We start from the raw sequence: 15,068 nt of genomic DNA, 5'->3' as shown, positions 1-15,068 counted from the left end.
CTATGAGCCAGATCATTCCGACATATCCAATTTTTGAAGGCAGCCAGGTGCTCACCAGCGACCAGCTCAATCAGCTCAGCGCCTATCTGGATCAGCAAAACAGGCTCACCCGATCCAAATTGATCGGAATCGGGATTGTTTGCGGGCTTCAGATTCAACCCTTTCCGGATGGCTTAAAAATCTCCAAAGGACTTGGTATCACCTCAGAAGGCTTTTTGATACAAATCGGAACAGACTTTATCGGTACTCACTATCGTCGCTACGTGATTCCGGAAGGAGTGAGTTACAGGCCGTTTGAATCTCCAAACGGGCTTGGGGTTTTGGTACAGGATGTGGAGCTCTGGGAGATGCTTTCTGAAAAACCTGTGGACGAGACCGGAGTCAAAAAGCTGAACAACCCGACTGCCTTTTTAACTGACAAATATGTTCTGCTTTTTATTGAAATATTCGACCGCGATCTTAAATCCTGTCTGGGCAATGCCTGTGATGACAAGGGTAAAGACCGGATTTTTTCGTTAAGAAGATTACTCGTAAGTCAAACCGACCTGGACCTGATCCTGACCAGATCAGCAAACGTTTCCGGGAGCTTCTCGGGAGCTCCGAACTTAAAGACATTTCGATTGAAAAAACCACTTTTTAGCCCCGCTGATCTTGAATCGAATCAGCTGCAAGCTTTTGTAAAACACTACCAGGATACCATTCTGGAAACAATCAAGCCAGAATTTTGGGAAAATTTAAAAAGAGGTTATTCTGTTTTTGAACCCATTCTGGGAAAGAGCTTTGGCTTTAACAATCCATTTGACCAGGCGGCCATCATATCGAAAATCGCCCAAGTTCAAATCAGTCTTAACGCGCTGGCGGCCGATATCAAAGGTGTCCAATACCTGTGGGATTTCTTCAAAGAACTGGCCTTAGCTTGGGAGGAATTTGTGGAAGCGGGTCTCTCGCTCTGGTATTCCTGTCCGACAGATCCTTCTCTTTTTCCACTTCATATGCTGCTGGGAAAAGCCAGGCCGGAAACTGAAAATGCAGAAGAGTTTTACAAATACCGTCGTGGATTTGTGCAACCGCCTATTTTCAACGAACAGAAACTCCTCAAAGATGTTACCGCACAACGTTACCGAAGGCTGGTGCTCATGATCGAAACTCTTGAACTTGAGATACTAAATAATCCCCGCCCGGCAGAATTCCCTGTGAAAATTACGCCGAGCAAGGAAAAGCAGGGGGTATTGGGTCAAAGGAGTATTCCCTACTATTATAACCTGAAAAGCAAAGGAACGCTTGGAAGCTGGTTTTCGCTTGAAAAAACCTGGATGGATGCTGAGAACAAACACCTTTGGTCGGCAGATCGACAAGAGATTCTCAGCTATGATAATCAGCCGGATGTGCCGAATCCAAACGGAACATTTTTGGAGTCTCCCTTGAATTACGACCTTGAAGCCTATCCTTTTTTGAGAATTGAAGGGCATTTGGATCAGGAGATTGACCAGGCAAAAGATGAGGTAGAGAAATTAATCAGACAGTTCAATCTCCCGATTCACCTGGAAACGTTGCATTTAGATGCCGGAGGACTTCTTGATGTTGAACATTGCGGCTGGAACGATCTTCAGGAGGAATATTTACATCATCGCCTTCAGCTGATAGGATTGATCCGAGACATCAAGGAAATCATCAATTTCCTGCAGGAAATGAATAAGAAATTTATTGAAAAAGGAAGAAATGAACTCTTTGAGCCCGAACTGGAGAAGCAGGTATTAGAATATTTTGAGGAGTTTAACGTCTGGGTCGAATCGCTGAACGAGTGTCTTAAAGATCTGATTTGGGAAAAATTTCAAACTGGCTATAAAAAAGTCCTTCAGACCCTGCTTGATATTTTACTGATCCGGATGAAACTGCTGGACAAAATTGACTTTTCTAAACAAGATCCCGACCAGGACCTGGAACTCTATAACGGTCTTTTAACCCGTGTTTCTCCGATCTTGTACCGAATCCTGGATTTGTTCTATTTCACTAAAATACAGCGACTTTATCTTAGTTATCTGAAACGAACGGAGAAGCTGCAAAACTCCCGGAAGTTTTCGGAATATCTTAAACAAAATCCAGGGCTTGTTCACGAGGCAGGAGTGTATCGCGGGGGGACATTTTTCCTGCTCTATCTGCAAACGACGGGCAAAGTGATCGGAGATCTTAGTTTGGCGGGATCTGCTTGCACCTGTGATTGCGACGATCCCTGCAGAGATTCAAAATGGGATATCTTACCGCCTTTTGCCAGACCGGATTTCGCGATTGCCTTCCGGAATAAACAGATTCGCATAGAAGTAATGATCAATGATCGTTCGCCAGTCGAGCGAAAGTACCGGGTAGAGCCTTCCTCGGACAGGTCGGTAAACGGAGGCGAGGTCAAGCAGGACGAAGACAAATCTGCGTTTCTTTATATACCCCCCAAAGATTTCCTCGGGGACGATTCATTTACCTATCTTCTCACTGACGAGGAATCCGGCCTGGTTGATGAAGGCCGTGTAACAATTTGGGTAAAAAATCCGGAATCAAAAACTTGCTATACGGCGGAAATCCTGACTTGTTGGGGTGAAACTAATGTCAACGAAACCCTCGAACGAAGAAGAATTAGCCGTGAGAATATGACTTTTGAACAGCGGGTACAGGTTCTCCTGAATAGCCTCGCCACAAGCAAAGGCTTCACGCTCGACGAAATCCGTTCCTCGGTTCTGGAAGGAAATGAGGAAAGGAAACAACTTCTCACTTGTTTGGGAATGAATGTCGAAAACGCCAGCCGGGATCAGATGGAAAAAACGATCCTCGACTATCAAAATTCAAATTGCGGAGTAATCGAAACCCCTTCTCCTGCTGAATGCACTTCAAGAAGAGTTACAGGAAGCGTCAGGGATAACAAAGGAAACCCAATTCCGGCGGCCGCAGTAATTATTAAGGGAACAACGATTGGCACACAAACCGACTTAAACGGCAAGTTTGTTATTAATTTCCCAAACCCAGGGGTGGAGCTAACTGTCGCTGTGGTTGGATTCAGGCAGGTTGTTCGGCGGATTTGCAGTGAAAGTACGGTGACCATTGTCCTAAATCCGCTTGCAATCAGAGAGATTGTGGTGGTGGGCGTGAAACCAGTTACATTGGATAAAACAATCCTCTCCGAAATCCTTGCTGTCAAAGGAGTGAAAATAGAAAACTTAGCCAATATAACTAAGGACGAGCTCATAAAACTGGCGACCGAGGGTAAAGAGGAAATCTCTTTTAAACCAGAAGAGTTAGGCGGTCTGAAAAGTGACACGCTTAAGTTGATAGCGGGAACGAAAAGTATCAGTGTCAGAAGTACCGATACGAAGGCGATCTTAATAGGTAGAATTCTCGGGAACTAATGGGACAACATCTGATCCATAGCCAAATTCTGGACCTGCGTTACAAAGACGAGGGCAGGGCGAAAGCGGCTATAAATCAGTGGAGCGACCGATTTCAAAAAGAGTGGCTGCCTGTGCTGGAACAGGCCCTGGATGAGTTGGACACGGATGGCAAATGGATCCGTCTTGATCGGGTTGAGATTAATTTGGGGAAAATCGGGGAGGGTATATCTCCTGAATTATTTCAGCAAAAATTAAAGGAAAGCCTGAAAACACAGCTTTTAAAACAGATTTCAACGGCCCCGATAACGCTTTCAGCGGAACAAAATGTAAAATCGCATATTCCTCACGATGAAACAAAGTCGGTGGAATTATTGGACTATCTGCTTCGAAACGGGCATAGGCCATGGTGGGCTTCTCAGTACAACAAGGAGGGAATTCGAGGTCTGATTCAGAGTTTTTTGGCGGGGAAAAACCCGGTATTTTATGGATGGATCCGATCGGAATCCTTTACTCCGGCCATGCTTTCCCGACTGGAACTTCACTTGAACGGTAAGACAATCCTGAAACTGATTTCCATGGCTTTTTCTGAAAAACTAAACGAGCATTTGACCCTCAGGAAAAGTTTGATATTCGCACTTTCTCCTGAGGTATACTCCGAAAATAAGCTTGGGCAAAAGCTGGATAGATGCTTTCTGGAGGCTTTTCTCATTTCAGAAACCAAACTTTCTGACCCGATTTCGAAATGGCTAAAGGCTCAGTTAAATAGATCCTCTACATCTGAGGAGTATTCGGTGTTATTGGCTGAACTGATTCCTGGCTCTTCTAAAAAAGAAGCTTTGGAAAAAATGTGGTCAAAATGGACCCACACCACGACATATAAAAACGCCAGCCAGAACTCAGAGAGCCAAGCAGTAGCTCAGCAAATAGCGAAAGCCAAATTTTATGAAAAATTGCCTAAATCAGGTTCAACGGAAAAGGCTGGTCAACCTGTCTCACATGTAAAAATTGGCTTTGATGAAACTTTTCCCATTTCAAATGCTGGGTTGGTATTAGCGGCGCCTTATTTGCCATTCTTTTTCAAAGGACTTGGTCTGGTTGAGGATAAGCAATTTGTATCAATAGAATCCCAGAATAGAGCAGCACTTTTAATTCAGGCATTTTTGGATGATTCTTTTAGCTATGAAGAATCCGACTTGCTGTTAAATAAGATTCTGTGCGGGCTGGCGCCTACCGAACCTATTAGCGTCACTTTTTCTCCTACCCAAACGGAGAGGGAGGAAATCGCAAATCTGCTCGATGCCATGGCCGGGCGTTGGACCGCCGTGAAAGGTACTTCAGGGAGTTCGATGGCAAGAAGCTTTTTCCCAAGAGAAGGGAGCCTGAAACGAACAGGAAAAGGCTACAACCTGGCGATTCCGCGGATTTCGATAGATATACTTCTTAACAAGCTCCCGTGGACGATCAGTATGATCAAACTTCCCTGGATGAACGAACTCCTTTTCACAGAATGGTAAGCAAAGCGCACGATAACGCCCAAACGATCCAGCTCGAACTCGACTGGCTCCAGCAAATCCTGAAAGCCCGCTCAGCGATCAATGCAAATCCAGGATCCGGATCTGCCGAACTATTGCAAATTCCTGCTCCCGATCTGAGTGGATATGATTCCACTTATGCTGATCTGGTCAGGGAGCTTCACCTGGGTCCGGCTGAGCGATTTTTGATTATTTTGGCAGCGGTACCGCATATCCGCCCACAACTCCTGGATATGTTTATGAGCCGCAATCAGATAACACAGCAGATTTACACGGAGTTTGGAGGACGAAAGGGAAAGTCTCACAACGGATTTATTCCCACCGGGGAAACGGTACTGTTTATTCTGGCAGGGAATGATCTTAAAAAACGCTTTCTATATCAAAATCTTCTCGATGCAAATGGAATTCTGTTCAAAGAAAATATCCTTCGGCTGAGCGAAGTCGAAACCGATGAATCCTTTCTAAATGGAGCATTGATTATTTCCCGAGAAGTTCTCGACCAAATAACCATCGGGAAAGTCCAGAAACCTCCCTTCAGTTCCGAATTTCCGGCTCAACGCCTTCAAACTCCTCTGGATTGGGAAGATCTGGTTCTTCCGGAGGAAACCTGGATTCACCTTCGGGAACTTGAAGTGTGGTTAAAACACAAGGATTTTCTGATGAAGGAATGGGGGATGTCCAGAATACTAAAACCTGGCTATAAGGCTTTGTTTTTTGGACCACCCGGAACAGGAAAAACTCTGACCGCAGCACTTCTGGGTAAAAAGATGAACCTGGATGTCTATCGAATAGATCTTTCCCGACTCGTATCCAAGTATATTGGCGAAACGGAAAAAAATCTGTCAAAAGTCTTTGATAGAGCCGAAAAACAAGGTTGGATTCTATTTTTTGATGAAGCTGATGCACTTTTTGGGAAACGGACATCTGTCAGCGACGCTCATGATCGCTATGCCAACCAGGAAGTATCATACCTGTTGCAGCGAATCGAGGACTACGATGGATTGGTCATCCTGGCAACAAACCTGAAAAACAACCTGGATGATGCGTTTATGCGGCGTTTTCAGGCCAGCGTATTTTTTCCCGTGCCACAGGCAGAAGAGCGATTTCTCCTTTGGAAAAAAGGATTCCCCGAAAAGGCAAAATTGGAGTCCAAAGTGGATCTGGCATCAATTGCCGCTTCTCACGAGCTGAGTGGGGGTGTGATTATCAATGTCATCCAGCACAGCTTGTTGATGGCACTGGAAAACGAAGAGAAGATCGTGCAGCTGGAAGACATCCGGGAAGGAATCCGCAGAGAATACCAAAAAGTTGGTAGAACGATTTAAATATTTGGATCATGCGTAAGAAAGTCAGAAGAAAGCCGGACCATGATGAGGAAAAGGAACCTGTGGTCGTGGTCGTGGACAAGGAAGAAATCTCGAAGGAACCTGAAAAGGAGGAAAAAATGAGTCCCGTGGAACAGGAGCGGCATGGTATGAGCGCGCTGGAGCCAGGGGAGGTTATGAATCCGATCAAATCTTAAATCATCAGATGGGTGCTATTGCTGAAAAAACGACTTTTCCCAAATCCCGGCCTGCCGGGCCTGGGAAAAGTGTGATTCAGCCTGCCCTGAAAGTAGGCAAGCCCAACGATAAATACGAGCAGGAAGCTGATGCTGCCGCTGACCAGGTGATGATGATGCCTTCAACACCTGCCACTCCCGTCATGTCAGCAACTTCAGGGGGAATTCAGATGAAGGCGTTGGAAGAGGAGGCAGTTCAAATGAGTCCACTTTCTGAGGGGAATTCCATGGCTTCCATGAGTGAACAAGGCGATGACATCGAATTGGATTCAAATAAGGAAGTGCAAATCCCATCAGACGATATCTCTGTCCAATCCAAGAGGCAAACCACCTCCAGATCATCTACGCTGCAATTTAAACTTAGCGTAGGTAAGGCAGATGACAAGTATGAACAAGAGGCGGACCGGATGGCCGACAGTATAGTCGAAAATTCGGCGACACCCGATATCCAAAACAAATGTGAGGATTGCGACGCAAGGAAAGATCAACAAAGAGGGCACCTGGCGGACAGTATTACTCCCTTCGTACAGCGAAAAGAGATCCTTGACGGTGAAAATATATCCTTTGAAGCGGCAGGTATTCAGCCTGTAATGTCAAACCAAATACAACGCAGGGAAGTCGATAAGGAAGAGGAAGTGTCCGTTCAGGCAAAATCTACTTTTGAAAGACCCATCCCACAAGCTAGTATGAGTTCGGTAGAGACTATCCTAAATTCCGGCAATGGCTTAGGCTATGGATTGTCAGAATTCATAAGGAAGGATATGGAAGCTGGCTACGGAGTTGATCTATCCAAGGTCCGAATACATACTGATGAAACTGCCGTCAGAATGAATGAGATATTAGGTGCTCAGGCATTTACGTATGGATGGGATGTGTTTTTCAACAGCAACAAATACAGGCCCAATACTACTGATGGTAAGTTTCTCTTGGCACATGAGCTAGCACATACCCTCCAGCAGGCAAGGTCAAAGGGCGAGCTACTCAAACCTGCCGAAACAAGGATCGAACAGGAGATGCATCCTGGGGCTAATGAACAAGAGGCTTTGCTTGAAATGCAGGAAAGAGCTGAGGACAAGGCCGCCCAAATCCATGAAGAACAGGCGACGGAAGCCACTTCAACAAAGGAGACTGAGAAATCAGGTGACAAAAATGGAATTGCGAAACCTCTCCAGAGAAAGGAACCCGTACTCCCCATCTGTAAGCCAAAGGGTCAGAAACCAAGAAGCAATACCACAGAGTCGCCATCTACTGCACCAACGAATTTAACATCTGGCACGCCTGCGCCCACCAGTCCGGCAGCACCACAACCAGAATCTCAGGTTGCGGCGCAAGCGCCTAAATGCCCGGCTGAGGATCCCGCTTTCAGAATGGCAAAAACGCAGGTGTCGAAAGATGCTAAAAAACAGCGGAGCCACGAACTACCTGAACAAAAGAGGGATGAGGCAATGACGGCCTCGGCGCTGTCAACCGAAGAACAAAGTCTGCAATCGGGACAGGATCAACAGGCCGCTAATTTAGAGGCAGCGGCGCAACCTAAGCCCTTTAACCGGTATGAGTTTAAGAGCAGACTGAAAGAAAAGATTGAATCCAAAATGCCGAATACGGAAGAGGAGGCAAAGAAATTTGCAGGTAGTGGTAAATTGGAGGAGGCTAAGCAAGAATTCAAGGAAACCATTTCAACAGAAAAAGGTAAGGTTACAGGAACTCTTGAAGTTGTGCAGCAGCAAGAGTTACCGGAAGGTCAGAACCTCAAACCTGACAATATAGAGGTACCCGAAGCTAAACCTGCCGATGCCCCTTCTCAATTACCAACTGGGCAAGCCGCTCCTAAGCCCCGAACGGACGAGGAGATATCTCTGGATCACAAAAGCAAAGAACTGGATCAGCAAATGGTTCAGGAGGGGCTGAGCGAGAAACAGTTAGAGGAATCTGAAGAACCACAGTTTGAAAAGGCGCTTCAAACCAAACGAGATGCGCAGCGGGAAATCGCAGCCGCCCCGGTCCGCTACCGCCAGGTTGAGGAGCAGCGTTTGGAGAAGTCGCAAAAACGCGCTGACCAAGTCTCCGGCTATGGACTGGGTGAAATGTCCGAAATCAAAACCTCCAAAACGGATGAGGTATTTGGCGGTCAAAAGACCAAGGAAACGGCTGTTGAAACACGGCAGCGTCAGATCAAAGAAGGTATAGACGGAATTTATCTAAAAACGGAGGGAGATGTTCAGCTCATCCTTGAAGAGCTTAGTACTACCGTTGAGACCACTTTTTCAGATGCGGTTGAAGATGCCAATGAAACATTCAAGAGCAGGGTGCGCTCGAGACTTGATGATCATTACGGCTGGTTCACATTTGACGACAAAATTGCAGAATGGGCCGGGCTGTCCAACGGTGTAGCGCATATTTTCAGGGAAGAAAAAGAACGCTTCCTGGCTGAAATGGACACTGTCCTGGACAATATTGCGGGAACAGTTGAGCTTGAGCTTAACCGTGCACTTGAAAGAATAAAACTTGGTAGAACTGAGTTAGAGGAGCTTAAAGCCACTTTGAGTGAAGAAGAGCTGGGATTTGCCGGGGAAATGTTTAGCGAAGCCTTGACCAAGTTCTCAGAATTGGAAACCAGTGTCAATGAAAGCCAAGATGAACTGATTGAAACCCTATCTGACGCATACGTTGAAAGCGTAAACAAGCTTCAGGAGGACTTTGATAAAATCAATGAGGAACTCAGCGCCTCCTGGATAGTCGATGCCTTCAGTTTTATTGGTGACGTAGCCTCTGCGATCAAAAAGTTGGGCCAGTTGCTTGGCTCTATTGCCAGTCGGATTGGGGAGTACGTTAGTGATATTTTAAGTTCGCCGAAACGCTTCTTTAACAATTTGGTGGCTGGAATCAAGGGTGGGATGGACGAGTTTTCGGCCAACATTGACACCTATCTCGAGCAGGGATTTTGGATGTGGCTCACAGGAGCCAGCAGCGCGATAAATATCCAAATACCTAAAAAAATGGACGCCGAAGGGATGTTCGATTTAGCCACACAAATATTGGGCATCACAAAAGAATTTCTCTTTGAGCGCATCAAGCAAAAGTTACATGTTTCGATAGACGAATTCCTTGCCCTTGCTGAAAAGGCAGAGGCCGTCGGAGGAAAAATCCTCGAACCGGTCAAAATTCTTATTAACGATGGAATAGGCGCACTTTGGGAATGGGTAAAAACCGAGGTGAGCAGTCATTTGGAATCGATCTTCAAAAAAATCAAAGAAGAAATATTCCAGGCAATCATCAGAAAATTCTTGCTCTGGGTAGCACAACTATTTATCCCGGGGCTTGGATTCATTAAGCTCATCCAGGCTGCATATAAGGCACTAAAATGGCTGGTGGACAATATTGACCGCATCGCCGAGATTGTCAATTCATTCCTTGATGCGATCGGGCTGGCCGTTCAGGGCAACGTTTCTGCTATTAAGGAAAACGTAATAAGGGCTCTAACCAATGGCGTTGTAATCGCCATTGACTTCCTGGCCAAGCTTGTAGGGCTAGGGAATTTTGCTGACAAGTTGCAACGCGGCATTGAGATGATACGCAAACCTATTTACAGGGTAATTGATCTCATCCTGATAAAGGCCAGGCCAATTGTCAGGAAAGTACAGAAGGCAGTAGCGAAGATCAAAGGCAAGGTTCAGGGAAAAGTGGAAGCCGGGAAACAAAAAGTGGGGCAAGCGGCGAATAAAGTTCTGGGATGGTTGGGACTGAGGAAAAAATTTCAGACCTATGATGGACATAGTCATCAAATGTATTTTGAAGGAACTGGAGCAAATGCAAGATTAATCATTGCTTCCACACCAATCAACTATCTAAACTGGGTAGCCGAATTGGAGGCAAATCCGCAAATTGGTGCAACTATTATCGCTCCTTTAAGATCAAAAGCGCAAGAAATTGAGACAGAGAAAGCTCGAGGTGTTTCGCCAGATCAAGAAGACACGAAGAATTCTCGAATTGCTCAGCTTTTTACTGAATTGGTGACACTGACCCAAAATGCAGCTATTCCAGCTTCGGCAAATAATACACCTACATTGTACGGACCAATGGTTGGGGGGTTTGGTACTCATGCTCAGGTAGCATCGCTAGCGCCGAGTCGCACAGGTGGAAGTGAAGCTAACAGCAGTTTGTTTAATACCAATTATTCTATTCTCAATGATCGCAAACAAGGAGCAAGAGCATTCTATGTCAGGGGCCATTTACTCAGTTGGCATATAGGGGGGCCGGGTAATGACTGGCAAAACCTTACCCCTCTCTTTCAAAATGCCAATGGAGATCATGAAAGGGGGTTCGAATCTCATGTCAAGGATCATATTGAAAGTGGAAAAAATGTTAGCAATTTCTCCGTGGAAGCTATTTATGGTAGAAGTATTTCCCCTTGGGTGGCAAAAATCCAAGATCCCAACGATGATGATTGGCCAACCGGTTTAGATTCCTCCGAAAATCTAGACAAAATCGGAGCAATCCTTCAAGCAGAGGTTTCGGTTCCGACCAGGCTTTCCTGCTTTGCTGAGTTAGTAAATACCGATGGAAGCACCCGATCAGTGCCTGCTCCAATTGCAAATGATATTTCTTATCCTACAAGTATTTCAAGTTCTTTCGCAGACTATAAAACAGGGGCGTCTCCAAAAACTGCTTTTAACTTAACAACGACAGTGAATAGTGCGGCAGATGATGCGGCAGCCATTCGTTCATTAAAATCGCTAAATGGAGTAGGTGATACAATAGCCGGATACATTGTAGAAAGAATAAAAAATAATCAGAGAATTACCAATTACTACGATCAGATTGGAATTTCCAAAAAGACATTGGAAAGAAGAAATCCTGGACTACGAATAACTCAATAACAAAAGGCCGGGAGCAGACATCACAAACTTTGTCCGGCAATGATTTAGCTTAGGGCGGATTAGTCGATAATAAATTTTCAGTAATGTCTGAGCTTGTCTAGTGGATTAACTTTAAGACGAGCAGCGTAGGCTTCCAGGAGGAATCAACGTCGAAAATGGAAAAGAAATTAATGCCTTAGCTTCCAGTATAATATGTCTCAAATACGATTTATAAGTCTAAAGATTTTTGGAATGATGGCTGCCTGATAAGAACGTGCACCACGCATTAAACCAGGCAACGAATAGGTTAGAACTGTATCGGTGCGAGCTAGTCAAGAAATATTAAGCCAAAAGTTGAATTGCCTATTGGTTCATCAACCTATAAGAAGCACCTTCATCGAAACAACTTATTCCTGAAAATCTACAAACTTTCTGAACAGGCATACACTCCCTTTTTCCAAATTCATCGCCAATCTAGAATACGTTTTTAAGATGTCATTCTTCTAAACAAAACAGTGTATTTGCTCACTTTTGCGGGCTACGAAGCATAACAGTTGAGCACAGCCGTAAAAGTTTCTGCCTAAGTTTAATGATCAGGAAGATCCATGAACGACAGGCTCTTAATAGAAACAATCACAGTTTTGAAAACAACATAATATGGAATGCTCGAACCTTATTGCCACTGCTTTGAAGCAAGGAGATGTTAGTGCCTTTCTGTTCAAAGGTTCTGCGGATCTCGCTTTAATAGAAGATCTGCAAAAGGTCCTTTTTGAATTGGGCTTCAAAAAGGAATTGAAATTGGATAAATACGAGGTCGATGGAGATTTCGGCCCCGCTACTGCAGACGCGGTAGCGGCTTTTGCGACAAAAAACAAACTGACAGATGATGGAACTTCGGTGTCAAATTCCTTAGCGAAACTAATGCTGCAGCGTCATAGCTTTTTGCCCGAAATGTACTTGTTATGGTCCATCTACAATTCCGATTTGCGGGCAAAAAAATATATTTCCAGAGGTACCAGGATGAGCGTCACAGCCATTCAACTTATGTTATTTGAAAGAGGGTATGCCGAACAGCTGAATTTCCAAAAATTCGGAGCGGACGGGATGTATGGCGACAGTACCCGCAAGGCTATGAAGGCCTATGCCCGGGATAATCAGATCGACTCTGATGGCGATTTACTGACGAGGCCGTTGATGGATCTGATGCTCAGGGACATCAATGCTTTTTACGGTAAAAATTGGAGCGACCTCGCTGTAAACAATCTGCCAAGTGCCAACTCACCCCTCGTTTTGTTCGAAGCTTCCCGATTTCAGGGTAAACCGTGCCGGGCCGATGTACTATTTGTACCGACGCTGGAGATGATCAATCAGCATGCTGAGCGAGCCAATGTGTTTGTTCATGTCACGAGTTCCTTCCGAACCTCCGCGAATGTAGCCGGAGCAATTGTAAAGCCCGCTACCCGTTCCAATCATATGGCTGGACATGCTATCGACATGAACGTAGTCTATGACAACAAAAAGCAACTGGCCGACTCCAAAGTACTTGCAAAATACCCGCAGGTGCCGGAGCCAGTGCGGCTGTTTATCAAATCCATTATTGATGATCCCAATCTTCGCTGGGGTGGTAATTTCCAGGCCAAGGATCCTGTCCATATCGATGATAACCTGAACCAGGATTTAGCCCGTTGGGATCAAAGGTATCAGGCCATGCAGAAGGCGGTGCAATTGGGTGGCTGAGTTTTAGTGAGACTAAGAATTAAGAAATTTGAACGATTGGCGGGGAATTTAAAAGGCTTGCAAACCGTTGATTTGCAAGCCTTTCAGACTGTTATTGAAATGTCATTTCCCAAGTGAATCTTTAACAGCTACCAGACCAGGCTTTATCGCCACCCCAATCCGGGCGCCACATGCTCTAAAATTGAAGACAGTACGTGTACGTTGTAATCAACTCCCAATGTGTTGGGGATCGTCAAGAGAACTGTATCTGCTTCCTGAATAGCTTCGTCTTGCGCCAACTCTTTGATGAGTTGATCTGGTTCCGCAGCATAGCTTCTACCAAAAATTACTCGTTTGTCCTGTTCAATCATTCCAATTTTATCACGACGATCGCTTTCCTGTCCAAAATAATAGTGGTCCGATCGTTTACCAATGCAAAAATTGACCGAATCAGGGAAACTCTTGGTTCGCGCTGATGTCCTGCTTTTTTTCCCCGCTTCCTTGTACAACCTCATCTGCTCAGCTTGCTGCACATGAAAAGGCTTGCCACCTTCATCGTATTTCAACGTGGAACTTTGCAGGTACATTCCGTTTTCGGCTGCCCAAACAGTTTGTCGTTCGGTCAAATCATTGTTAAATTTGCGGGTAGTTGCAGTCCAAAGAAATCTCGGTGAGCAATTCGGTGAGCAGACTTTTTATGAAGTTGTAAAATATTGATTTTCAGTTAGATATAGACATATTTCATGTCCCTCTCTCTCTGCAGGACATGATGTCAAAACATTAAAAAACCCCGTTTAAACGCTTTAAACGGGGTTTTTGCGTTTTTGGGTTATACCAAAATATTCAAAAAATCCCGATAAAAATGTAGCGATTCGTGGAAGTAACATAATCGCAAAAAAACTTCCACGATCAGGTACTTAACTAACTGGTTAGCAAGATGTTCACCACGTAAACATCTTGCATTTCAATGGTAACAATTCGATTTTTGTTCATCTAAAACCGGTTGTATTATGTTAGAAAACAGTTTCGGGTTGAATTTCTTTTTGAAAACCCCAAGGGCAGAAAACGAAGATGGCACAAGAGCAATCTACATGCGTGTCACAGTGAATCATCAGGCCAGGGACATTGCTACAAGGCGAATCTGGCATCCATCCAAATGGAATGTCAGAGCCGGGAGAGCAACCGGGAATAAAGAAGATACAAAGGAGCTCAACGCTTATCTAGACTCACTGACAACGAAAGTGTTTCAAGCTAAGAAAGCATTATTAGACGCAGATAAAGAGTTGACCGCGGACGCGATCAAAAATTTGATGCTCGGAAAGGAAGAGAGCAAAATGACAATCCTAAAAATCTTCAAGGAGCATAATGAGCAGGTCGCAGAACTTGTCGGCACCGACTTTGCACCAGGCACACTCGAACGATACGAGACTTCGCTCAAACACACCCGTGAGTTCATCAAGTGGAAATATAAAGAAGACGATTTCGATATAAAAAAGTTGGATTTCGAATTTATCTCTCAGTTCGAATACGCCCAAGAAATCGATGACTGGTCCGCTTTGCTGCTAGCCGAGGTTGAGGAACACTTTGAACGAATTAAGGCCGAGGTCGATCAATCCGTAGACACAATTGACAAAGCGGCAGCTGCGATAAAAAGTAACCAGCGACCGGTTCATTTTTCCAACAAAAAGCAAGCCTTCTATTATGGCTTGTCGCTGAGTCTTCCATGGTCTGTTGTTGCGATCGTTTTATCGTTTTTATTTTCTTGGCTTATCTCAACTGACGAGGAATACCGAGAGCGCAGCAGGATTATCGAGGCTTACAAAAATGCACCGGAATATCGTCTGTTAATGCAGAATGGTGAGATCGTGCAAGATGAGCGTGGGAATTTTTTGAAGCTTCGACCTCAAGGAAAGAAAAGTGACGTGTTGATCGGTCGAGAATACTTTTTTGACAAAAAGACTAAGGAAATGCTCATTCCACTTGGGCGGTAGTAACGCCTGGTAAGTCTGAGATCAGATTTCGAACATTT

The 15,068-nt window shown here is 44.9% G+C and carries 8 protein-coding genes; 7 read left to right on the top strand and 1 reads right to left on the bottom strand.

All coding sequences use genetic code 11. The features are described from left to right. The first annotated feature begins 2 nt into the window (after nt 1-2). The 6 genes from NFI81_RS11895 to NFI81_RS11870 all read left to right on the top strand — a co-directional run bounded on the left by NFI81_RS11895 (nt 3) and on the right by NFI81_RS11870 (nt 13,060). Complete coding sequence (locus NFI81_RS11895; protein WP_234612219.1) at nt 3-3,392, top strand: Ig-like domain-containing protein; 3,390 nt, start codon at nt 3-5, stop codon at nt 3,390-3,392. Continuing rightward, on the top strand, nt 3,392-4,888 hold the full coding sequence (locus NFI81_RS11890; RefSeq protein WP_234612220.1) for a contractile injection system tape measure protein: 1,497 nt from the start codon (nt 3,392-3,394) through the stop codon (nt 4,886-4,888). Before NFI81_RS11895 ends, NFI81_RS11890 begins: the two co-directional genes overlap by 1 nt. Then, entirely contained in the window at nt 4,828-6,231 is a 1,404-nt protein-coding gene (locus NFI81_RS11885; protein WP_234612221.1) for an ATP-binding protein, read from the top strand. Before NFI81_RS11890 ends, NFI81_RS11885 begins: the two co-directional genes overlap by 61 nt. Nucleotides 6,232-6,242: 11 nt before the next feature. Then, nucleotides 6,243-6,428 carry a hypothetical protein gene (locus NFI81_RS11880; RefSeq protein ID WP_234612222.1) on the top strand — a complete coding sequence of 62 codons (186 nt, stop codon included), beginning with the start codon at nt 6,243-6,245 and terminating at the stop codon, nt 6,426-6,428. A gap of 8 nt (nt 6,429-6,436) precedes the next feature. Further along, on the top strand, nt 6,437-11,344 hold the full coding sequence (locus NFI81_RS11875) for an eCIS core domain-containing protein (protein ID WP_234612223.1): 4,908 nt from the start codon (nt 6,437-6,439) through the stop codon (nt 11,342-11,344). 636 nt (nt 11,345-11,980) lie between these two features. Further along, nucleotides 11,981-13,060, top strand: a complete 1,080-nt coding sequence (locus NFI81_RS11870; protein ID WP_234612224.1) for a peptidoglycan-binding protein — start codon at nt 11,981-11,983, stop codon at nt 13,058-13,060. A gap of 143 nt (nt 13,061-13,203) precedes the next feature. On the opposite strand, the gene NFI81_RS11865 is transcribed toward NFI81_RS11870, so the two are convergent. Further along, nucleotides 13,204-13,665 carry a hypothetical protein gene (locus tag NFI81_RS11865; protein WP_234612225.1) on the bottom strand — a complete coding sequence of 154 codons (462 nt, stop codon included), beginning with the start codon at nt 13,663-13,665 and terminating at the stop codon, nt 13,204-13,206. Nucleotides 13,666-14,049: 384 nt separating this feature from the next. On the opposite strand from NFI81_RS11865, the gene NFI81_RS11860 reads away from it, so the two are divergent. Beyond that, nucleotides 14,050-15,030 (top strand): phage integrase SAM-like domain-containing protein, encoded by a 981-nt coding sequence (locus NFI81_RS11860; RefSeq protein WP_234612226.1) that lies wholly within the window; start codon nt 14,050-14,052, stop codon nt 15,028-15,030. The last annotated feature ends 38 nt before the right edge of the window (nt 15,031-15,068 follow it).

The organism is Dyadobacter fanqingshengii (assembly GCF_023822005.2).
GTDB classification, from domain to species: Bacteria; Bacteroidota; Bacteroidia; order Cytophagales; family Spirosomataceae; genus Dyadobacter; species Dyadobacter fanqingshengii.
This window is presented reverse-complemented; position numbering and strand designations above follow the sequence as displayed.